The sequence below is a fragment of the Amycolatopsis sp. NPDC003861 genome (genome assembly GCF_053605405.1).
In genome coordinates this window covers 21,962-42,607 of record NZ_JBSGJD010000053.1, presented here as the reverse complement: position 1 = coordinate 42,607, position 20,646 = coordinate 21,962, and the positions used below count along the sequence as shown (strand labels likewise).

Here is a 20,646-nt window from a genome sequence, read left to right as displayed (position 1 = left end):
GCCTGTATAGGGTGTTACCCCGGGACCGGGCCCGGCACTCGCGGGTGTGCCGGGCCCGGGTTCGTCAGAGGGCGACGCCGAGGAGGGCGTCGACGGCGTCGCGGATCAGGCCGGGTGCCGTCGGGTCGGTGCCGTCGCGACGCAGAGCCTCGCTCGCCCACGCGTCGATCGCCACCAGGGCCTTCGGCGTGTCGAGGTCGTCGGACAGGTGGTCGCGCAGCCGCGTGACGGTGTCCTCCGCCGCCGGTCCGGTGGCCAGGGAGACGGCTTCGCGCCAGCGCGCGAGCCGGGTTTCGGCTTCGGCGAGGAGCGCGTCGGTCCACGGGCGGTCTTCGCGGTAGTGGCCGGCGAACAGCGCGAGCCGGATCGCACCCGGGTCGACCCGGTCGGCGCGCAGCCGCGAGACGAACACGAGGTTCCCGCGCGACTTCGACATCTTCTCGCCGTCGAGGCCGATCATCCCGGCGTGCACGTAGTGGCGGGCGAACGGGCCGTCCTTGGCGACGGCCTCGGCGTGCGCCGCGCTGTACTCGTGGTGCGGGAAGATCAGGTCCGAACCACCGCCCTGGAGGTCGAAGCCCAGGCCCAGCCGGTTGACCGCGATCGCGCTGCACTCGATGTGCCAGCCGGGCCGTCCGGCGCCGAGCTCGGACTCCCAGGACGGCTCGCCTTCGCGGGCAACGCGCCACAGCAGCGCGTCCAGCGGGTGGCGCTTGCCGGCGCGGTCGGGGTCGCCGCCGCGCTCGGCGAAGAACTTCCGCATGGTCGGCTCGTCGTAGTTCGACTCGTAGCCGAACTTCCCGGTCGCGTTGTGGTCGAAGTAGACGTCGGGGAACTCCGGGTCGTCCGCGCGGTAGGCGGCGCCGTTGGCCAGCAGTTTCGCGATGACCTCGACGATCTCCGGGATGCTCTCGACGGCGCCGACGAACTGCTTCGGCGGCAACACACGCAGGGCGACCATGTCCTCGCGGAACAGCGCCGTCTCGCGCATGCCCAGCACGACCCAGTCGTCCTGGTCGCGTTCGGCCCGCTCCAGCAGCGGCTCGTCGATGTCCGTCACGTTCTGCACGTAGTGGACGTCGTGCCCGTTGTCCCGCCAGATGCGGTTCACCAGGTCGAAGGCGAGGTACGTCGCGGCGTGCCCCAGATGCGTCGCGTCGTAGGGCGTGATGCCGCAGACGTACATCCGGGCGGTGGCGCCGGGCGCGGTCGGGCGGATCTGCCCGGTGGCCGTGTCGTGGAGCCGCAGCGGGCGGGGGGTGCCGGGGATGCGGGGCACGTCGACCGATGACCAAGTCTGCATACCTCGACTGTAAGGCTGGTGCGTCACGCCTTCCCGAGCGGTGGGACGAGCCTCACGCGGGCGTAGGTTTCGATCGCCCGCGCCAGCCACGCCGGGAGCGCCGGATCGGCCCGCTCGGCCAGCGCCCGCTGCCGCGGATCGGTGACGTAGAGCCCGCCCATCGCCGCGTAGGCCGCGGCGGTCGGCTGCCAGAAGTGGCTGACGGACCGGTGGTGCTCGGCGACGGCGTCGAGCGCGGCGGGATCGTCCGGCGCCGCCCCGGACCGCATGACGGAGGCCAGCCGCCGGAAGAGGGCCGCACTCCGGGCGGCGGCGTGCTCGTAGTCGGCGGCGGTGAGCCCCTCCTGGGCGGCCTGGGCGGTGTCGAACGCCACGGCGGCCCCCTCGCCGAATGTCTCGCGGTAGTGCTGCCGCAGGGCGGCGCTGTCCTTCCGGAGGCCGGCGAAGAACCGCTCGGGATCCTCGATCCGAGCCCGGCCGAGGTCACCGAGCGTCTCCTCGACGGTCCCGATGACCCGATCGAGGCGCCGCCGCTCTTCTTCGAGCTGCGCGAGGTGCCCGCGCAGGGCGGTGGCCTCGTCGACCTGCTCGCCGAGCACGGCCCCGATCTCGGCCAGCCCGAGCCCGAGCCGCCGCAGCAGCAGGATGCGCTGCAGGCGCAGCAGCTCGAGCCGGCCATACCAGCGATACCCGTTCGGCGCGACCGAAGCCGGGGGCAGCAGGCCGATCGCGTCGTAGTGGCGCAGCATCCGCGCCGAGACGCCGGACGCCTTCGCGACCTGGCTGATCGAGTACTGCATCAGGCCAGCTTAGGAGGCGACCTTCACACGGTGGCAAGTTTTGCAGCCCCGCCGGCTGGTGTGGGCAGCGCGGCCCGGTGGGGCGAGCGCACCTCACCGACCAGCGCGAACCCGCCGGGCGCGAGTGGCCGCCACCGAGCCCCGACGCGCAGCCGGCACACGTGAGCCGCCCGGGCGCTCACTCACGCAGGTGAGCGCCCGCGCCGGCGCGGTGGGGCCGCCGCACCTCGCCGACCACCGCGAACCCGCCGCGGCCACGAGCGACCGAGCCCCGCCGCACCGCCGGCTTGCGTGGCAGCGCGGGCGCTCCCTCAGCCAGTCGAGCGTCCGCCCAACCCCCGGGGGCAGCGCATCTCACCGGCGGCCCCGCACTCGCCGAAATCGCCGCCGGGCGCGAGTGGCCGCCGCAGCGACCGGGCCCCGGCCGGGGCGCTCACCCAGCCGGGTGAGCGCCCGCGCCGGTCACCGCCGGGTGCGCAGGTAGTCGCCGACCACTGCTGCGCCCAGGCCGTCCAGGTCCGGGGCGATCACGCGGCCTCCCGAGCGGCGGGCGATCAGGTCCACGAACGCCGTCAGCCTCGGGTCGTCGCCCAAGCGGAACACCGAGATCGATGCGCCCAGCTTGGCCAAGCGGTCCACTTCGGACAGTGTCTTGTGGAGGGTCCGGGGCTGGGGCGGGTAGTCGAAGACCGCCTCGCCGTCGGGTTCCAGGTGGGCCGTCGGCTCGCCGTCGGTGACCATCAGGACCACCGGCTGGGCGTCCGGGTGCCGCCGCAGGTGCTGACCCGCCAGCAGCAGCCCGTGGTGGGCGTTCGTGCCCTGCTCCCAGGCGCCCTCCAAGCCCACCAGCTCCGGCAGCTCCATCGACTGGGCGTAGCGGCCGAACGTGATCAGCTGCAGGGCGTCGTTGCGGAACCGGGTGCTGATCAGCTGGTGCAGCGCGAGCGCCGTGCGCTTCATCGGCAGCCAGCGCCCCTCCTGCACCATCGACCACGACGTGTCGACCAGCAGCGCCACCGCCGCGCGCGTCCGGTGCTCGGTCTCGACCACCTCGACGTCCTCGACGTCGAGGCGCACCTGCCGCTCCCCCACCGACACCGACCGCAGCACGGCGTTGCGGATGGTGCGCGGCACGTCCCAGGGCTGCATGTCCCCGAACCGCCACGGCCGCGACGCGCCGGTGGGCTCGCCCGCCGCACCCGCCGACTCGGTCTCGCGCTCGCCGGTCTTGCCGCGCAACGCGTTCACGATGTCGGACAGCACCGTCTCACCCAGGCGCCGCAACGCCTTGGGCGACAACCGGAGCGAGCCGTCGGCGGCGCGTTCGAACAGGCCCTGGCGACGCAGCTCGCGCTCCAGCTCGGCCAGCCGGCGAGCGTCGACACCCGCGTCCTTGCCGAGCTGGCGCTCGAGGGACTCCAGGTCGATGTCCTCCAGCCGCGCGCCCGGGTAGGACTGGCCGAGCTGCTCGGCCAGCGCGTCCAGCTCGGCGAGGTCCTGCATGGCCTGGGCGCCTTCGCCCATGCCCAGCGGGTTGTTGCCGCGGAAGCGCGCCGAGCCCGTCCAGTCCTCGCCCGGCCGGGCCGCCCGCAGCTGACCGTCCAACCGGGACAGTTGCTGGGCCAGCCGGGGGTCACCGAAGGCCTGCTGGGTCAGCTCGGCGAGCTCCGCGCGCTGTTCCGCGGACATCGAATTGAGCATCCGCTGAGCGGCCGCTGACCGCTCGGCCAGCGCGTCGATCAGCTCCTCGACGTTCCGCGGGTTCTCCGGGAAGAACTCGCCGTGCTTGGCCATGAAGTCGTCGAAGCGCTGCTGGATGTCCTCCGCGCCCTGGGCGTGGGCGGCGAGCAGGTCGTTGAGGTCGGAGAGCATCTCGTTGATCCGCTCGACGTCCTCGGGCCCGGCGTTCTGCAGCGCCTGCTTCATGCCCTGGAACCGCGACTCCATCAGCTCCTGGCCCAGCAGGTCCCGGATCTTCTGGTAGTTCTCCCGGCCCTGTTCCGAGCGCCAGTCGTAATTCGCCAGTTCGTTGACGGCGGCGGCTGTCCCCGGCGGCAGCGCGTCGAGCTGGGCCTCCCGGAACCGGGCGTCGTCGTCCGGGTCCGGGAACAGCTCGCGGCGCTCGGCGTCGAGGGCCTCCTGCAGCAGGCGCTGGACCTCCTGCAGGGTGCCGTCGAGGTTGTTGCGCCGCTGGATCTGCGACCGGCGCTGCCACAGCCGGCGGGTCAGCTCGTCGAGGCCCGCGGTGCGGTGCGTGCCGCGCCGCAGCATCTCCTCCAGCGCGGCCCGCGGCGACGCGCCGGCCATGACGTCCTGGCCGATCTCGTCCAGCGCGTCACGCAGGTCGGCCGGCGGCGCGAGCGGGTCCGGCCCGTCGTGCCACGGGCCGTAGGAGTAGCCGTCGGGAAGCGGGACCGCGGTCATCGGCCGTAGACGGTCGTCGCGTCGTCGGAGTCCTTCGCGAGCCTGCGCGAGAGGAACAGCGATTCGAGGGCGAGTTCGACGGCGGCCGCGATCCGCCCGGCGGGCTCGTCGGCGGCGACCCCGGCACGCTGGGCGACCTCGTGCAGCACCGGCAGTTCCGGCAGCGCTTCGAGGACGTCCTTGCCCGGCACGCGCTCGCCGGTGGACACCAGGTGCCCTTCGCCGACCGCGTCCGCCAGGGGCCGCAGGTCGAGGCCGGCGAACCGGTCACGGGCGGTCTCGGCGATCGCCATCCGCAGCAGGTGCACGAGGTGCTCGATCTCGCGGCCCTCTTCGCCGGGCTCGAACTCGATCTTGCCGCGCAGCACCGACGGGACGGCGTCGAGGTCGACCGGGCGCGCCACCGCGGGCTCCTCGCCGGTCAGCGCCGAACGCCGCAGCGCCGCGGCCGCCACGGTTTCCGCCGCGGCGACGGCGAACCGCGCCGAGACGCCGGAGCGCTGGTCGATCACCGTGGATTCCCGGAGGTTCCGGACGAACCGGGCGAGCACTTCCAGCAGCGGCTCGCCGACTTCGGCGACGAGGTTCGCCTCCTGCCGCACGACCGCCACTTCCGAGGCCACGTCCAGGGGGTAGTGGGTGCGGATCTCGGCGCCGAAGCGGTCCTTCAGCGGGGTGATGATCCGGCCGCGGTTGGTGTAGTCCTCGGGGTTCGCGGTGGCGACGAGCAGGACGTCCAGGGGCAGCCGCAGCGTGTAGCCGCGGACCTGGATGTCGCGCTCCTCCATCACGTTCAGCAGCGCGACCTGGATGCGCTCGGCGAGGTCGGGCAGCTCGTTGATGGCCACGATGCCGCGGTGGGCGCGCGGGACGAGACCGAAGTGGATGGTCTCGGGGTCGCCGAGGCTGCGGCCTTCGGCGACCTTCACCGGGTCGACGTCGCCGATCAGGTCGCCGACCGAAGTGTCCGGGGTGGCCAGTTTTTCGGTGTAGCGCTCGGAGCGGTGGCGCCAGGCCACCGGCAGGTCGTCGCCGAGCTCGGCGGCGCGGCGGATCGACGCGGGCGTGATCGGCTGCAGCGGGTGTTCGCCCAGTTCGGAGCCCTCGATGACGGGTGTCCACTCGTCGAGCAGGCCGGCCAGGGTGCGCAGCAGGCGGGTCTTGCCCTGGCCGCGTTCGCCGAGCAGGACGACGTCGTGGCCGGCCAGCAGCGCGCGTTCGAGCTGCGGCAGCACGGTGCGCGAGAAGCCGACGATGCCGGGCCAGGCGTCCTCGCCGTTCTTGAGCGCGGTCAGCAGGTTGTCGTGGATCTCTCGGGCGATCGGGCGCGGCTCGTACCCGGCCGCGCGCAGGGCCCCGGCGGTGCGGGGAAGAGCGTCTGGAACAGCGTTCACCTCCTCGACGCTACTGCCGGATCGGCGGTGCGTCGATGTGGAGCGGCTCCAGCGTGGGCGCGCTCCCGGCATCCGGAGCCGCCCGGTAAAATAGGGCAGTAAAATAGCGAACTGTGTGCCGTCCCAGTGCGACTTTCGCCGTCTGGTCGAGCGCGTGGCTCAACGGGGCCGCCGCGTCCGACGATGTCCTCGATGCCCTGCTCGCGTGGGGTGAGGCCCATGACGTCGTGGCCGCCGACGCGGCCGCGGCCGACGCGTTCGCGCTCCCGCTGGCGTTCAACCGGGCGGCCACGCCGGTGCAGCTGCTGATGGCGCTGCGTTCGCAAGGAGCGAAATCCCTCCACCTGGTCCTGCCGGTCCCGGGCGACGTCCGCGGCCTGGGCGGCGGCGGCCCGTTCACCGAAGCGGCGTTGCGCGCGGGTGACGCGCTGGTGCTGCCGGACCTCGGCTTCGGCCTGGTGCCGGAGCCGATCGCCGAGGGCCTGGTGCGCTGGACGGTCTACGCGCTGCCGTCGCCGACGACCCCGGAGTACGTCCCGCTCGGCGAGGCCGAGCACGGGCTGACCGACGCGATCCGCGCCAGCGCCGGGGCGTTGCAGACCCTCGACGTGGCTTCGGACCGGCCGGGGGTGCGCGCGGAGCTGTCGGCCCACCTGCGCTCGCGCCCGAACGTGGATTGGCCCGCGGGCACGCCCGGGCGCGCGTTGCGGGTGCTGCAACGAGCGGAGGAGATCGCGGCGATCCTGGCGATCGCGTCCTCCGACGACCCGGGCGGAGCGCTGTCGGCGTCGGCGTCGACGTTGCGCGCCCAGGCGCTGCGGCCGTTGTCGGACGCGGTCCGGACGGCCCGCTGCGCGGCGATCAACGAAGCGGTCCGGGTGTTCGCGGAGCAGACGGCCCGCGAAGGCTGAGCGGTGCCGGACGACACCTGGGCCGCGGTCGCCGGCGATTTCGCCGACGGCGCCTACGCGACGGCCAAGGGGCGCGTCCGCACCTCCGTGATGCACCGGCAGCTCCTGGAGCACCTGCCCGCCCCGCCGGCCTCGGTGCTGGACGTCGGCGGCGGCGCCGGTCACCAGTCGTTCCCGCTGGCCCGCGCGGGCCACGACGTCACGCTGCTCGACTCGTCGGCGGCGATGCTCGCCAAGGCCCGGCAGCGGCTGCCGGAGCGGGTGACGCTCGTGCAAGCCGACGCCGCGAACGCCGCGGAGGCGGTCGGCGGCCGTCGTTTCGACGCCGTCCTGTGCCACGGCGTGCTGGGCTACCTGGCCGACCCGGACCCCGTGCTCGACCAGCTGTGCCGCTGCGCCGCGCCCGGCGGGCTCGTCTCGGTCATGACCGGCAACGCCGAGGCCGCGGCCGTGCGCCCGGCCCTGGAAGGACGCTGGGAAGACGCCCTGGAGGCGTTCGGCACCCGCACCGAAATCGGGGTGCTGGGCCTGCCGACGCGCGCCGACACGGTGGCCGAACTGAGCGAGGCACTCCGCCGCCGCGGGGTGGAACCCGTTGCGTGGTACGGGGTCTGGCTGTTCGTCGACTGGCTCGACCTCAGCGGCGCCGGCCCGGACCCGGCCGACGCCGAACGGATCGCGGCCGTCGAGTTCGAGGCCGGCCGGCGGGATCCGTACCGCCGGCTCAGCCGCGCCTTCCACCTCGTGGGGCGCCGGACCTAGCGGCCCGGGCGCTTCGCCGGTTCGCAGCAGCCGATCGCGCAGGGCGCGCCGTTGACCGTGCAGCCCGCCGAGGGGAACGGCGACAGCTTGCGCGGCGCCACGCCGTGCGTGTGCTCGCGGATCAGCTCCACCACCAGCTCCGCGAAGCGGGGATCCGCGCCCGCCGTCGCCGCGCGGGCGAACTTCATCCCGTGCTCGGCCGCGCGCTCCGCCGCCTCGTTGTCCAGGTCCCAGATCACCTCGAGGTGGTCGGACACGAACCCGATCGGCGAGACGACCACCCCCGGCACCCCGGCGGCGTGCAGCGCGTCGAGGTGGTCGACGACGTCCGGCTCCAGCCACGGCACCTGCGGCGGCCCGGACCGCGACTGCCAGACGACGTCGTACTCCGCGATGCCCGCCTCGGCCGCGACCAGGCGAGCCGCCTCCGCGATCTGGCGCGAGTACCGGCGGCCGCCTTCCGACGGCGGGCCCGAGGCGCGATCGGCGCTCTCCGGCACCGAGTGCGCCGTGAACACCGTGCGGATCCCCGGCTCGTTCCCGAGCGACGCGTGGGCCGCGCGCACGCCGTCGGCGACCGCCGAGACGAACAGCGGGTGGTCGAAGAACTGGCGCAGCTTCACCAGTTCGGGGGCGCCCTCGCCGACCGCCGCGCGGGCGCGTTCGATGTCTTCGTCGTACTGGCGGCACGCCGAGTAGCCGCCGTACGCGCTCGTGGGGAACACGAGGACCTTCTTCGCGCCTTCCGACGTCAGCGCGGCCAGGGTGTCCTCGACCATCGGGTGCCAGTTGCGGTTGCCGAAGTGCACCGGCAGGTCCATGCCGGCCGCCGAGAGCTGCTTCTCGACCGCGGCCATCGCGTCGCGGTTCAGCTTGTTGATCGGCGAGACCCCGCCGAAGTGCTGGTAGTGCTCGGCGACCTCCAGGAGCCGCTCGCGCGGCACCCCCCGGCCCCTGGTCACGTTCTCGAGGAACGGCATGACGTCGTCGGGCCCTTCCGGGCCGCCGAACGAGAGCCACAGCAACGCGTCGTATCCCACCCCGTCATCTTGCCGATGTGGCCGCCCGCACGCCGACTCGGGCCGGTTATGAATCGACCAGTCCAAAACTGTGCTACGGTCTTCCCATGGCCAGGCCACGGGAGTTCGACGAGACCGCCGCCGTCGAGAAGGCGATGCACGCCTTCTGGGAACGCGGCTACGAAGCGACCTCGACCCAGGACCTGTGCGAGGCCACCGGGCTCGGCCGCAGCAGCGTCTACAACACTTTCACCAGCAAGCGGGCCCTGTTCCGGCGCTCGCTGACGCACTACACCAGCACGCAGCTGGACCGGCGGCAGGCACTCCTCGACGGCCCGGGCACGGCGGCCGAGCGGATCGCCGCGGTCCTCGACAGCGCCGTCGAAGACGACCTCGAAGAGCGTCGCCGCGGCTGCCTGGTGGTCAACACGCTGGCCGAGCTGGGCCTGCCCGAGGACGAGGTGGGCGCCGCCCTGCAGGCCGACACCGACCGGAATCTCGCCATGTTCACCGAGTGCGTCCGCGAGGGCGTGCTCGACGGCAGCCTCCGGGACGGCCTGGACCCCGCCGAGGTGGCGGAGTTCCTGCTCAGCACCACCTCGGGCCTGCGGGTGATGGCCCGCCGGGGCACCAGCCGCGAGAGCATGCACGCGGTCGCCGACATCGCCCTCTCCACCATCACGCGCTGAGCACCGCCCGATCCGGTCCACGCACACCCCAATTTTGGACTGATCAATACACAACCGGAGGAGAACCCATGCCCTTGGCCGTCTTCGTCCTCGGGCTCAGCGTGTTCGCGCTGGGCACGTCCGAGTTCATGATCACCGGCCTGCTCCCCGGCATGGCCGCCGACCTGCACGTGAGCATCCCCGACGCCGGGCTGCTGATTTCGGCGTTCGCCATCGGCATGGTCGTCGGTGCGCCGCTGCTGGCGATCGGGACGCTGCGGCTCCCCCGCCGCCGCACGCTGCTGGCCCTGCTCGGCGTGTTCGCCGTCGCGCACGTCGTCGGCGCCCTCGCCGAGGGGTACGCGCTCCTGTTCGCGACCCGCGTGGTCGCGGCGCTCGCCTGTGCGGGCTTCTGGGCCGTCGCGCTGGCGACGACGATCGCGCTCGTCCCCGCCGAACGGCGGGGACGCGGGATGGCGGTGCTGGTCGGCGGGCTGACCGTGGCGAACATCGCCGGGGTGCCCGCCGGCACGTTCCTCGGCCAGCACGCGGGCTGGCGGACGGCGTTCTGGGCGGTGACGGTGGTGACGCTGGTGGCGGTCGCCGGGGTGGCGCTGCTGGTGCCGGAGACGACCGGCGGGCCGCTGAGCGTGCGCGGCGAGCTGCGGCTGTACCGGCGCGGCCGGGTCTGGCTCGCGCTCGGCGTGATCGCCCTGTGCCAGGCCATGATCTTCGCCGCGTTCAGCTACCTGGCGCCGTTGCTGACCGAGACCGACGGCCTGCCCGGCGAGTGGGTGCCGGGCGTGCTCGCGCTGTTCGGCGTCGGCGCCCTGATCGGGATCAGCGCGGGCGGCCGGCTGGCCGACCGGCGGCCGTTCGCGACGCTCTACGGCTGCCTCGCGCTCGCGCTGGCCGCGTTGCTCGTGCTCGCCCTCACCACCGACGCGCTCGTGGCCGTCGCGGCCGTGCTCGTCTTCGGCGTGGCCGCATTCGGCGCCAACCCGGCGCTGAACCTGCGCGCCTTCCAGGCCGCCGGCGACGCGCCGACGCTCGTCGGGGCCAGCACGACGTCGGCGTTCAACGTCGGCAACACCGTCGGCCCGTGGCTGGGCGGTGTCGCGATCGACGCGGGGCTGGGCTTCCCTAGCGTGGCGTGGACCGGGATCGCGCTCGGCGTCGCCACACTGGCCGCGCTCACGGTCGCCGCCGTCGTCCAGCGCGGCGACGACCGTGAACTCGTGGCCGTGTGAGGGTCAGACGCCGAGGAAGTGGACCCCGCCGTCGACCATGATCATCGAGCCGGTGGTGGCCGGGAGCCAGTCCGAGAGCACCGCGCAGACGCTCTTCGCCACCGGGTCCGGGTCCGTGCTGTCCCAGCCGAGCGGCGCCCGCTCGCCCCAGCCGTCCTCCAGGTCGACGAAGCCCGGGATGGACTTGGCGGCCATGGTCTTCATCGGGCCGGCGCTGACCAGGTTGACGCGGATGCCCTGCGGGCCCAGTTCCTTGGCCAGGTACCGGTTGACCGACTCGAGCCCGGCCTTCGCAACACCCATCCAGTTGTAGACCGGCCACGCGACACGCGCGTCGAAGTCCATGCCGACGTACGACGCACCCCGGCCGAGCAGCGGCAGGCACGCCTTCGCCAGCGACATGTACGAGTACGTCGAGATCTCGATCGCGGTCTTGACGTCCTCGGCCGGGGCGTCCAGGAAGGGCGCGCCGAGGCAGGTCTGCGGGGCGAAGCCGATCGAGTGCAGCACGCCGTCGAGGCCGTCGACGTGTTCGCGCACCTTGTCGGCGAGGCCGTCGAGGTGCTCCTGGTTGGTGACGTCCAGCTCGATCACCGGTGCCTCTTCGGGCAGCCGCTTGGCGATGCGCTCGACGAGCGACATGCGGCCGAAGCCGGTCAGCACCACCTTGGCGCCCTCCTGCTGCGCGATCTTGGCCGCGTGGAAGGCGAGCGAGGCGTCGGTGATGATGCCGGTGATCAGCAGGCGCTTGCCTTCGAGCAGTCCGGGCACGGGTCCTCCAAGTTCTGTTCGGGTCGGTTTTCGGTCAGTGGCCGAGGCCGAGGCCGCCGTCGACGGGCAGCACGGCCCCGTTGACGTAGCCGGCTTCTTCGGAGGCCAGGTACCGCACGGCGGCGGCGATCTCCGACGGCTCGGCGTACCGGCCGGAGGGCACCTGCGCGAGGATTTCCTTCTTGCGCGCCTCGGGCAGCTCGTCGGTCATGTCGGTGTGCACGAACCCGGGCGCGACGACGTTCGAGGTGATGTTGCGCGAGCCGAGCTCCCGGGCGAGCGACCGAGCGAAGCCGACCAGCCCGGACTTCGACGCGGCGTAGTTGGCCTGCCCGGCCGAGCCGGAGAGGCCGACGACGGAGGAGATGAAGACGAACCGGCCCCACTTGCCGCGCAGCATGCCCCGCGAGGCCCGCTTGGCGACCCGGAAGGCCCCGGTGAGGTTCGCGTTCACGACGCGCTCGAACTGCTCGTCGCTCATCCGCATCAGCAGCGTGTCATCGGTCAGCCCGGCGTTGGAGACGAGCACCTCGACCGGCCCCTGGTGCTCTTCGACGAGCTTGAAGGCGGCGTCGACCTGCTCGGTGTCGGTGACGTCCGCCTGAACCCCGAAGAGCCCCTCGGGCGCCCCCGAACCACGGTGCGTGACGGCGACCCGGTGCCCCTGCTCGGCGAGGTCCCGGGCGATCGCCAGACCGATGCCCCGGTTGCCCCCGGTGACCAGAACCGACCGTCCCACTGTGTGCTCCCTCTTCTTCGACGTGCGCTGATGCCGGGCACGAGGCTATCGGCAGCGCCGCCGGGTCGCGCACCCGCGTCGCGGTGTCCGCGACCGTCCTAAGCGGGTGTTAGGAACTGCTTCCCGACCTTGCTGGTTACCCGCTGGTTGGTCACCGTGAGTCGCAACACAGCCGGTCGTTGCTCACCCCTGCACCTCGTCGAGGCGAGTGGGAGGATTTGCCGCATGGTCGATCGAACGAGCGAAGTTCCGGCCTCTCCGCAGCCGCCGGCCGGTGTCCAGCGGATCGCCCGGTCGCCGCGGCTGTCCCGCGAGGCGCGCGAGGGCGATCGCGGCGCGTTCCTCGCCGACGCGGCAGCCGGCGGTTTCGCACCGTCGGCGAACGTCGAGATCCGCTTCGAGCCGGCCGGCCCACGCGTGGCCCGCCACCTCGGCCTCGGCGAAGGTGCCGAGGTCACCGTCCGCGACCGGGTCATGTGCGCGGACGGGCAGCCGGTCCAGCTGGCCGTCTCCCGCCTCGCGCGCGAGCTGACCCGCGGCACCGCCATCGAGGACGTCGACACCGGACCGGGCGGCACCTACGCGCGGCTGGAAGAGGCCGGGCGGACGATCGGCTCGTTCGCCGAGCACGTCGGCGCGCGGATGCCGACACCCGCCGAGGCGACGCGGCTGCGGCTCGCCGGCGGGGTGCCGGTCGTCACCGTCACCCGCGTCGCGTACGCCGCCGACGGCGCGCCGCTGGAGATGAACGACATGGTGTTCGCGGCCGGCCGCTTCGAGCTGTCCTACGAATGGCCCGCCGGCTGACCGCCCAGCGGACCTCACCGTCCTAAGCCCACGTTAGGAACTGCCCTCCGGCCTTGCTGCGCCCCTCACCCCTTGGTCACCGTGAGTCGCAACACAGGAGGTCGACGATGACAACCCGGATCAGCCCCGCGAGCACGGGGACCGTGAACGAAAAGCGCGTGATCGGCAACGTGCTGCGCGGCTCGATCGGCAACTTGGTCGAGTGGTACGACTGGTACGCCTACGCGGCGTTCACCACCTACTTCGCCAAATCCTTCTTCCCCACCACCGACACCACCGCCGCCTTCCTCGGGTCCGCCGCGGTGTTCGCCGTCGGGTTCCTCATGCGGCCGCTCGGCGGGTGGCTGCTCGGGCGGATCGCCGACCGGTTCGGGCGGCGGGGTGCGCTGGTGCTCTCGGTCACCATGATGGCCGGGGGCTCGCTGCTCATCGCCGTCACGCCGGGGTACCAGACCATCGGGATCGCCGCGCCGATCCTGCTCGTGCTCGCCCGGCTGGTCCAGGGTCTCTCGGTCGGGGGCGAGTACTCCACCTCGGCGACCTACCTGTCCGAAGTGGCCACTCCCGGCAAGCGCGGCTTCTACTCGAGCTTCCAGTACGTGACGCTCTACGGCGGCCAGCTGCTCGCCCTCGGCCTCCAGCTGATCCTCCAGGCCCTGCTCACCGAGCAGCAGCTGACGGCGTGGGGCTGGCGGATCGCGTTCGCCGTCGGCACGGTCGCCGCGCTCAGCGTCATGTGGCTGCGCCGCGGAATGGACGAATCGGAGAGCTACCGGCGCGAAGCCGGGGAGGCCAAGGGCAGCCGCGGCACGCTGCGCGAGCTGGCGAAGTACCCCAAGGAGATCGCGCTCGTCGTCGGGCTGACCCTCGGCGGCACCGTCAGCTTCTACACCTTCGCCACCTACAGCCAGAAGTTCATGGAGAACACCGCGCACATCCCGCGGCGGTCGGTCACCGTGGTCCTCTTCCTGGCCATCCTGGTCGCCGCGATCCTGCAGCCGGTGTTCGGGCGGCTGTCCGACCGGATCGGCCGCCGGCCGCTGCTGCTGTTCTTCGGCATCGGCGGCACGCTGCTCACCGTGCCGATCATGACGGTGATGGGCTCGACCCGGAACCCGGTCGGCGCGTTCTTCCTGGTCCTGGCCGGGCTCGTGGTGGTGGCCGGGTACACCTCGATCAACGCGATCGTGAAGGCCGAGCTGTTCCCGACGAAGATCCGCGCGATCGGCGTCGGCCTGCCCTACGCGCTGACCGTGGCGATCTTCAGCGGTACCGCGGAGTTCATCGCGCTGGCCCTCAAGAGCGCCGGGCACGAGCAGGTCTTCTTCTGGTACGTCGCGGGCACCGTCCTGGTCTCGCTGATCGTCTACGGCACAATGCGGGAAACCTCGAAGACCTCGGAGCTGGAACGACGCTGACAGGGAGATGGCCGTGCGCGTGCTCCTCGTCGAAGACGACGCGGGTGTCGCCGGCGCGCTCGCCGAGTCGCTGCACGCGCGCGGTCATCCCGTCACCAGCGTCGCCCGCGGGGCCGACGCGCTGCACCACCACCGCGGCGCCGACCTCGTCCTGCTGGACCTGGGCCTGCCCGACCTCGACGGCCTCGACGTCCTCCGCAAGATCCGGGCCGTCTCGCCGGTCCCGGTGATCGTGCTGACCGCCCGCGGCGACGAACGTTCGGTCGTGCGCGGGCTGCGGCTCGGCGCCGACGACTACCTCACCAAGCCGGTGCGGCTGGCCGAGCTGCTGGCCCGGATGGACGCCGTCGTGCGGCGGGCGGTCGCCCGGGCCACCCCGGCCGGTGACGTCGTGCGCGTCGAAGACGTCGAGATCGACCTCGGCGCCCGGCGGGTGCTGGTCGCCGGGCACGACGTCGGGCTGACCACCAAGGAGTTCGAGATCCTGGCCGTGCTCGCCGCGCGCCCCGGCACCGCGGTCAGCCGCCAGCAGCTGATGGACGAGGTCTGGGGCGACGCCTACCTCGCGGTGTCCCGCTCGCTCGACGTCCACCTCACCGGGCTGCGCGCCAAGCTCGACCGGCCGGGCCTGCTCACCACCATCCGCGGCTTCGGCTACCGGCTCGGCCGGGACTGACCCCGTGCGCACCCGGCTCCTGGTGGTCCTGGTCGCCCTCGCCCTCGCGGTGGTCGCCGCGTTCGCCGTGCCGCTGCTGACGGCGACCGCCGAGCAGCGCACCCAGCAGCTGGTCATCTCGCGCACCGCCGACGTCGACCGGTTCGTCGTGCTCGCCCAGCAGGCCGTCGACACCCACGATCCCGCGGCCCTCGCGGCCGACGCCGAGCGCTATGCCCAGCTGTACGGCGAAGGCGTCGTCATCGTCGACGCCCGGCGGCTCCCCCTCGTCCAGGCGGGCGGTCTGACCGCGGGCGACCCGGCAGTCCGCGGGCTCGTGGAAGCCACCATGCGCAACGAACCGGCGCCGCGGGTGGACCGGCTCGACCCGTGGTCGGCCGAACCGGCCTACTTCGCCCGCCCGGTCGGCACCGGCACGCGCGTGTCCGGGGTGGTCGTGCTGCGCGCGTCGGTGACGGCGGCCGCCGCGGACGTCGCCACCCGGTGGGGCACCATCGCCGCCGGCGCGATGCTGGTCGCGATGGTGTTCGTGCTGCTCGCCGTGGTGCTGGCCCGGTGGATGGTGCGGCCGCTGCACGAGCTCGAAACCGGGGTGCTCGCGGTGGCCGGCGGGCACCGCGCGCACGTCCCGGAACGCACCGGGCCGCGGGAGCTGCGGTCGCTGGCCGCCGAGGTCAACCGGATGTCCGAGGCCGTGCTCGAAGCCGCCGAGCAGCAGCACCGGCTCGTCGCCGACGCCTCGCACCAGCTGCGGAACCCGATGGCGGCCCTGCGGCTGCGCGTCGACTCGCTGGCCGGGCGCATCGACGGCGACGACCGGACCTACCGGGCGACCGTCGCCGAGGTCGAACGCCTGGAGAAGCTCCTCGACGGCCTGCTCGCCCTCGCCCTGGCCGAGAGCACCGCGACCCGCGTCGCCGCCGGCGGGGCCGACGAGGCCTGCGACCTCGCGTCCGTGCTCGCCGAACGCGTCGACGCCTGGCGCCCGGCCGCCGAGGACGCCGGTGCGACGCTCGTGCCGCCGCCGGGACACGACGAGCCGGTGACCGTGCGCTGCCCGGAAGGCGAGCTCGCGCAGATCCTGGACGTCCTGCTCGACAACGCCGTCCACTACGCCGGCCGCGGCGCGAAGATCACGGCCGATTGGGAAAGCGGTGGGGAAACCGCGACCCTCGTCGTCACCGACGACGGACCCGGACTGTCCGAAGAGGACAGAGCGCGGGCGACCGAGCGGTTCTGGCGCGCGGGCGGCGAAGGGGCACCGCGCGGCACCGGCCTCGGCCTGGCCATCGCGCACCAGCAGGTGCGCACCCGCGGCGGCGTCCTCGAACTGCGGCAGGCGCACCCGCACGGCCTCGAAGTCCGCGTCGCGCTGCCGCTGCGGGAGGTGCCGGGATGACACTCACCCGCCGCACGGCCTTGCTCGGCGGCCTCGGCCTCGCCCTGACCGGGTGCTCGAGCGCCGGCTACCGCGGCCCGGACCGCCCGCTCACCATCGCGGCCGGCGAGCGCGGCGGGTTCTACCTGGCCTTCGCCGAGCTGCTGTCGGCCGAGCTGAACCGCGCGGAACCGCTGCTGCACGCCACCGCGGTGCCGACCGAGGCGAGCGTCGCCAACGTCGGCCTGGTGCAGCGGGGCCAGGCCGACCTGGGGCTGGTGCTCGCCGACGTCGCCCAGACCGCCCTGTCCGGCGGCGCGCCGTTCGCCGGGACGGTGCCGCTGCTCGCGCTCGGCCGCGTCTACGAGAACTACCTGCAGCTCGTCGTGCGGGCGGACGGCCCGGTGCGCGAGCTCGCCGACCTCGCCGGGCGGCCGGTGTCCCTGGGCGCGAGCGGCTCCGGGGCGGCGCAGCTCGGCGAGCGCGTGTTCGCCAAGGCGGGGGTCGCGGTGGACGCCCGGCACCTGCTGTTCGACGACGCGGTCCGGGCGCTGGCCGGCCGCCGCGTCGACGCCATGCTGTGGTCCGGCGGTGTCCCGACGCCGAAACTGGCCGAGCTCACCCGCACCACCCCGATCGCGCTGCTCCCCCTGGATTCGGTGGTGCCCGCCCTGCGCGCGGCCTACGGCCCGGTCTACGACCAGGTCCAGGTCCCCGACGGCGCGTACCGCGGGGTCGGCGCGCTGAGCACGATCGGCGTGGCCAACCTCCTGGTGTGCGCGCCTTCGCTGCCGGACGACGTCGCCGCGGCCGTGGTCCGGCTCCTGGTCGAACGCGCGACGGCACTGGTGCCCGCCGAGGCCGTGGGAACGCAGTTCCTCGACGTCCGGACGCTGATCGGGACCCAGCCGGTCCCCCTGCAGCCGGGCGCTGCAGCCGCTTACCGGGCCCTGCACGGCTGAACTAGATTGAGCGGGTGACCGCACCTCGCCGCCCGATCGCCGAGATGCCGCTGCGCGTGCGCTACCACGAGTGCGACGGGCAGGGCATCGTCTTCAACGCCCACTACCTGGCCTATGTGGACATGTGCTCGTTCGAGGCGGAGAAGGCGCTCTTCGGCTCGCACGACGAGTTCCTGGCCCACGGCACCGACGTCGTGGTCGCCGAGGCGAACGTCAAGTTCCGCGCGCCGGCCCGCTACGACGACGACCTGGTCGTCTCGCAGTACCTGAACCACCTCGGGACGACGTCGCTGCTCTTCGACTTCGCGATCCATCGCGGCGAAACCCTGGTGGCGGAAGCGGCCCTCCGGTACGTCTTCATCGACCCGGCCACGCTGCGCCCGCAAGCGCCGCCGGACGCGGTCCGCAAGGTCTACGCGGCCCTGCTCGGGGACTGAGCCGTGTTCCGCGTTCTCTTCTACCAGCCGGAAATCCCGCCCAACACCGGCAACGCGATCCGCCTGGCCGCCAACACCGGCTGCGAACTGCACCTGGTCGAGCCGCTCGGCTTCACGTTGGAGGACAAGCAGTTGCGCCGCGCCGGGCTCGACTACCACGACCTCGCGCGGGTCCACGTGCACGCCTCGCTGGCGGCGGCCTGGGAAGTGCTGCTGCCGGCCAAGATCTACGCGTTCACCGCCTCGGCGACCCGGCTCTACACCGACGTTTCCTACGCACCGGGCGACGTCCTGATGTTCGGGCCGGAGTCGGCAGGCCTGCCCGCGGCGGTCCAGGACGCGCCCGAGGTGACCGACCGCGTGCGGCTGCCGATGCGGCCGTCGAACCGATCGCTGAACGTGGCCAACACCGCGGCCATCACGGTCTACGAAGCCTGGCGCCAGAACGGGTTCGCGGGCGCTTGATCGGCTTCCGGTAGGTTCGCCGGATGCGACAGCAGTTCCTGGGGGCGCTCATCGGCGCCGCGTTCGGTACCGTCTTCGTCCTGGTCAACGCCGGTGACCCAGTCCCGTCCGTGCTCGGCTGGGTGCTGCGCGCCCTCGCCGTGCTCGCCTTGGCGGCGGTGGTGGTCCTGGGCGTCCGCGCGGGCGGGCGGCCGACGCTCGAAGGCCGCCCGATGTTCGGGCCGGGCTACCGGTTCATCGTGCTCGGCGAGGTCGTGCTGCTCTTCGCCGGGTTCTTCGTGCTGCGCCTGCTGGAAGCGCCCGTGCAGGCCAACGTCGCCTGGATCGCGACCGTCGTCGGCCTGCACTTCGTCGCGCTGGCCTCGGCGTGGAAGACCCGCTCGATCCTGGTGGTCGGCGTCGTCCTGACCGCGCTCGGCGTCGTCGGCCTCGCCCTGCTCGGCAGCGCCGCGGAGTGGGTGCCGTTCATCAGCGGCGTGCTGTCGGGGGTGACCCTGCTCGGCGGCAGCCTCTACGGCGTCCGCCGAGCCTGAGTCACGGCAGTCTCTGCCCGAAGAACAGGCTGGCCGCCGCGCCCAGCATGAGGATCAACGTCCCCACCACCACCCACGGCTTGCTCGCGTCGGCGTCTTTGAGCTCGTAGCCGATCTGCTCCCCGAGGTCGGCGTAGACCTTCTTCAGCTCCTCGGCACTGGCCGCCTTGTAGAAGTCGCCACCGGACAGCCGGGCGATTTCGCGCAGGGACTCGTCGTCCACGCTGACCGGCTGCTGCTTGTCGTCGATGGTGACCGAGCCGTGGGTGGTGCCGAACGAGATCGACGAGATCGGCACCCCGGCCTGCTTCGCCGCCTGCGCCGCGGTGTACCCGCCGCGCGCCGCGTACAGGTCCTCCGGGACCGTCTGCTTCCCGTCCGACATCAGCACGATCCGCGCCGGCGGCGGCCCGTCGGCACCGCCGACGACGCTCGAGAAGCTCTCCACCGACTGCAGCGCCGCGAAGATGCCCTCACCGGTCGCCGTCGACTGGGCCAGCTTCAGGTTTTCGATCGCCTTGATCACGCCGTTGCGGTCGGTGGTCGGGTTGACCAGCACCGTCGCCGTGCCCGCGAAGGAGATCAGCCCCAGGTTGATGCCCGGTGTCATGTTCCGCGCGAAGCTCGTCGCGGCTTCCTGGGCCGCCTGCAGCCGGGTCGGGGCGACGTCGGTGGCCTCCATCGACAGGGAAACGTCGATCACCAGCATCACGGTCGCCCGGTTGCGCGGCACCTTCTGCTCGGCGGTCGGCCCGGCCAGCGCCACGGTGAGCAGCAGCAGCGAGAGCACGATCAGCACCGCCGGCACGTGCCGCACCCAGCCTTGGCTCTTCGGCGCGACCTTCTCCAGCAGGTCGAGGTTCGCGAACCGCATGGTCCGCTTCCGGCGCGCCCGCTGGGCGAGCACGTACCCGATGGCGACCGCGGCGACCGCGATCAGCAGCAGGAACCACCAGGGTGCGGCGAACCCGGTCAGGCTCACGCGACACCCCCCGACCAGCGGCGCTTGCGGGCGACGACGAACCGCACCATGTCGGCGATCCAGTCGGCGTCGGTGCGCAGCGTCAGGTGGGCCGCCCCCGCGCGCCGCAGACCGGCCGCCACGCGCTGGCGGTGGGCGTGGGCCGCGGCCCCGAACTCCTTGCGCAGCAAGGCCGAAGCGTGCACTTCGCGCTGTTTCCCTGTCTCCGGGTCGGCCAGCACGACGGTGCCCACCTCGGGCAGGTCGACGTCGCGCGGGTCGAGGACTTCGATCGCGATCAGTTCGTGGCGCCCGCCCAGGGCCCGCAGCGGCCGCTCCCAGGATTCGTCGCCCAGGAAGTCGGAGATCACCACGGCCAGGCCACGCCGGCGCGGCGGACGGCGCAGCGCCTCCAGGGCCTGGGCGAAGTCGCCCCGGGTGCCCTCGGCCGCGCGCGGTGTCTCGGCGAGCTTGCGGACCAGCCCGCGGGCGTGCGCCAGCCCGCCGCGTGCCGGGATGCGGGTCGTGTCGGCGCCGGTGGAGACCAGCGCGCCGATCCGGTTGCCGCCGCCTCCGGTGAGGTGCGCGACCGCCGCGACGGCGCAGATCACCAGATCGCGCTTCTCGCACAGCGCGGTGCCGAAGTCGAGGCTCGCCGAAAGGTCGGCGACGACCCACGTCTCCAGTTCGCGGTCGGCCACGGTCTCGCGGATGTGCGGGGTCGTGGTGCGGGCGGTGACCGCCCAGTCCATCCGGCGGACGTCGTCGCCGGGCTGGTACGGGCGGGCCTCGCCGGGTTCGGACCCCGGCCCCGGCACCAGGCCGAGGTGGTTGCCCTGCAGCAGCCCGTCGAGCCGGCGGCGGACGTCGAGCTCCAACGTCCGGAGCCCGGCTTCCAGGCGGTCGCCGCGCAGGACCGGCGGCGCCCAGGACGGGCGCGCGCCCTGCTCGTTCTTCGCCATCGCCGG

At 73.1% G+C, this 20,646-nt stretch carries 20 protein-coding genes and 1 pseudogene; 12 read left to right on the top strand and 9 right to left on the bottom strand.

The annotated features are described in order from the left end of the window. Window positions 1-64: 64 nt before the first annotated feature. The 4 genes from mshC to ACWEVN_RS16145 all read right to left on the bottom strand — a co-directional run bounded on the left by mshC (window position 65) and on the right by ACWEVN_RS16145 (window position 5,921). On the bottom strand, window positions 65-1,303 hold the full coding sequence (mshC, locus tag ACWEVN_RS16160) for a cysteine--1-D-myo-inosityl 2-amino-2-deoxy-alpha-D-glucopyranoside ligase (protein ID WP_452051755.1): 1,239 nt from the start codon (window positions 1,301-1,303) through the stop codon (window positions 65-67). Window positions 1,304-1,326: 23 nt separating this feature from the next. Next, on the bottom strand, window positions 1,327-2,103 hold the full coding sequence (locus ACWEVN_RS16155) for a MerR family transcriptional regulator (protein ID WP_452051754.1): 777 nt from the start codon (window positions 2,101-2,103) through the stop codon (window positions 1,327-1,329). 462 nt (window positions 2,104-2,565) lie between these two features. After that, window positions 2,566-4,527, bottom strand: a complete 1,962-nt coding sequence (locus tag ACWEVN_RS16150; protein ID WP_452051753.1) for a hypothetical protein — start codon at window positions 4,525-4,527, stop codon at window positions 2,566-2,568. Next, window positions 4,524-5,921 (bottom strand): ATP-binding protein, encoded by a 1,398-nt coding sequence (locus ACWEVN_RS16145; protein ID WP_310972974.1) that lies wholly within the window; start codon window positions 5,919-5,921, stop codon window positions 4,524-4,526. The genes ACWEVN_RS16150 and ACWEVN_RS16145 overlap by 4 nt, the downstream gene beginning before the upstream one ends. A gap of 113 nt (window positions 5,922-6,034) precedes the next feature. On the opposite strand from ACWEVN_RS16145, the gene ACWEVN_RS16140 reads away from it, so the two are divergent. Beyond that, window positions 6,035-6,832, top strand: a complete 798-nt coding sequence (locus tag ACWEVN_RS16140) for a hypothetical protein (RefSeq protein ID WP_310972975.1) — start codon at window positions 6,035-6,037, stop codon at window positions 6,830-6,832. A gap of 3 nt (window positions 6,833-6,835) precedes the next feature. Then, window positions 6,836-7,594, top strand: a complete 759-nt coding sequence (locus tag ACWEVN_RS16135; protein WP_452051752.1) for a methyltransferase domain-containing protein — start codon at window positions 6,836-6,838, stop codon at window positions 7,592-7,594. On the opposite strand, the gene ACWEVN_RS16130 is transcribed toward ACWEVN_RS16135, so the two are convergent. Beyond that, on the bottom strand, window positions 7,591-8,634 hold the full coding sequence (locus tag ACWEVN_RS16130; protein ID WP_452051751.1) for a ferrochelatase: 1,044 nt from the start codon (window positions 8,632-8,634) through the stop codon (window positions 7,591-7,593). The two genes, ACWEVN_RS16135 and ACWEVN_RS16130, sit on opposite strands and share 4 nt — an antisense overlap. Window positions 8,635-8,720: 86 nt before the next feature. Here ACWEVN_RS16130 and ACWEVN_RS16125 point away from each other — a divergent pair, with 86 nt between their 5' ends. Both ACWEVN_RS16125 and ACWEVN_RS16120 read left to right on the top strand, forming a co-directional pair. Then, the gene (locus ACWEVN_RS16125) at window positions 8,721-9,302 is read left to right on the top strand and encodes a TetR/AcrR family transcriptional regulator (protein ID WP_452051750.1); all 582 of its coding nucleotides are present in this window, start codon (window positions 8,721-8,723) and stop codon (window positions 9,300-9,302) included. Window positions 9,303-9,370: 68 nt separating this feature from the next. After that, on the top strand, window positions 9,371-10,531 hold the full coding sequence (locus ACWEVN_RS16120) for a Cmx/CmrA family chloramphenicol efflux MFS transporter (protein WP_452051749.1): 1,161 nt from the start codon (window positions 9,371-9,373) through the stop codon (window positions 10,529-10,531). A gap of 3 nt (window positions 10,532-10,534) precedes the next feature. Here the strand turns inward: ACWEVN_RS16120 and fabI are convergent, their stop codons facing one another. Both fabI and fabG read right to left on the bottom strand, forming a co-directional pair. Next, on the bottom strand, window positions 10,535-11,302 hold the full coding sequence (fabI, locus tag ACWEVN_RS16115; RefSeq protein WP_285996419.1) for an enoyl-ACP reductase FabI: 768 nt from the start codon (window positions 11,300-11,302) through the stop codon (window positions 10,535-10,537). Between the two features lie 34 nt (window positions 11,303-11,336). Continuing rightward, a complete protein-coding gene (fabG, locus tag ACWEVN_RS16110) occupies window positions 11,337-12,041 on the bottom strand; it encodes a 3-oxoacyl-ACP reductase FabG (RefSeq protein WP_449681685.1) in 705 nt (234 codons plus the stop codon). Window positions 12,042-12,302: 261 nt separating this feature from the next. On the opposite strand from fabG, the pseudogene ACWEVN_RS16105 reads away from it, so the two are divergent. The 8 genes and pseudogenes from ACWEVN_RS16105 to ACWEVN_RS16070 all read left to right on the top strand — a co-directional run. Then, window positions 12,303-12,848, top strand: a pseudogene (locus tag ACWEVN_RS16105) (GntR family transcriptional regulator); the annotation flags it as partial. Window positions 12,849-12,955: 107 nt separating this feature from the next. Beyond that, entirely contained in the window at window positions 12,956-14,266 is a 1,311-nt protein-coding gene (locus ACWEVN_RS16100; RefSeq protein ID WP_449681686.1) for an MFS transporter, read from the top strand. Between the two features lie 7 nt (window positions 14,267-14,273). Then, window positions 14,274-14,942 (top strand): response regulator transcription factor, encoded by a 669-nt coding sequence (locus ACWEVN_RS16095; RefSeq protein ID WP_310972981.1) that lies wholly within the window; start codon window positions 14,274-14,276, stop codon window positions 14,940-14,942. 4 nt (window positions 14,943-14,946) lie between these two features. Next, a complete protein-coding gene (locus ACWEVN_RS16090) occupies window positions 14,947-16,341 on the top strand; it encodes a sensor histidine kinase (protein ID WP_452051748.1) in 1,395 nt (464 codons plus the stop codon). Next, the gene (locus ACWEVN_RS16085; RefSeq protein ID WP_452051747.1) at window positions 16,338-17,282 is read left to right on the top strand and encodes a TAXI family TRAP transporter solute-binding subunit; all 945 of its coding nucleotides are present in this window, start codon (window positions 16,338-16,340) and stop codon (window positions 17,280-17,282) included. The genes ACWEVN_RS16090 and ACWEVN_RS16085 overlap by 4 nt, the downstream gene beginning before the upstream one ends. A gap of 14 nt (window positions 17,283-17,296) precedes the next feature. Further along, a complete protein-coding gene (locus tag ACWEVN_RS16080) occupies window positions 17,297-17,719 on the top strand; it encodes an acyl-CoA thioesterase (RefSeq protein WP_452051746.1) in 423 nt (140 codons plus the stop codon). 3 nt (window positions 17,720-17,722) lie between these two features. Continuing rightward, a complete protein-coding gene (locus tag ACWEVN_RS16075; protein WP_452051745.1) occupies window positions 17,723-18,184 on the top strand; it encodes a tRNA (cytidine(34)-2'-O)-methyltransferase in 462 nt (153 codons plus the stop codon). A 23-nt stretch (window positions 18,185-18,207) separates the two neighbouring features. After that, the gene (locus ACWEVN_RS16070) at window positions 18,208-18,717 is read left to right on the top strand and encodes a hypothetical protein (RefSeq protein ID WP_452051744.1); all 510 of its coding nucleotides are present in this window, start codon (window positions 18,208-18,210) and stop codon (window positions 18,715-18,717) included. Between the two features lies 1 nt (window position 18,718). Here the strand turns inward: ACWEVN_RS16070 and ACWEVN_RS16065 are convergent, their stop codons facing one another. Together ACWEVN_RS16065 and ACWEVN_RS16060 are read right to left on the bottom strand one after the other, a co-directional pair. Then, window positions 18,719-19,699 carry a VWA domain-containing protein gene (locus tag ACWEVN_RS16065; protein WP_449681692.1) on the bottom strand — a complete coding sequence of 327 codons (981 nt, stop codon included), beginning with the start codon at window positions 19,697-19,699 and terminating at the stop codon, window positions 18,719-18,721. Continuing rightward, entirely contained in the window at window positions 19,696-20,640 is a 945-nt protein-coding gene (locus ACWEVN_RS16060; RefSeq protein ID WP_310972988.1) for a DUF58 domain-containing protein, read from the bottom strand. The genes ACWEVN_RS16065 and ACWEVN_RS16060 overlap by 4 nt, the downstream gene beginning before the upstream one ends. Window positions 20,641-20,646: the final 6 nt, after the last annotated feature.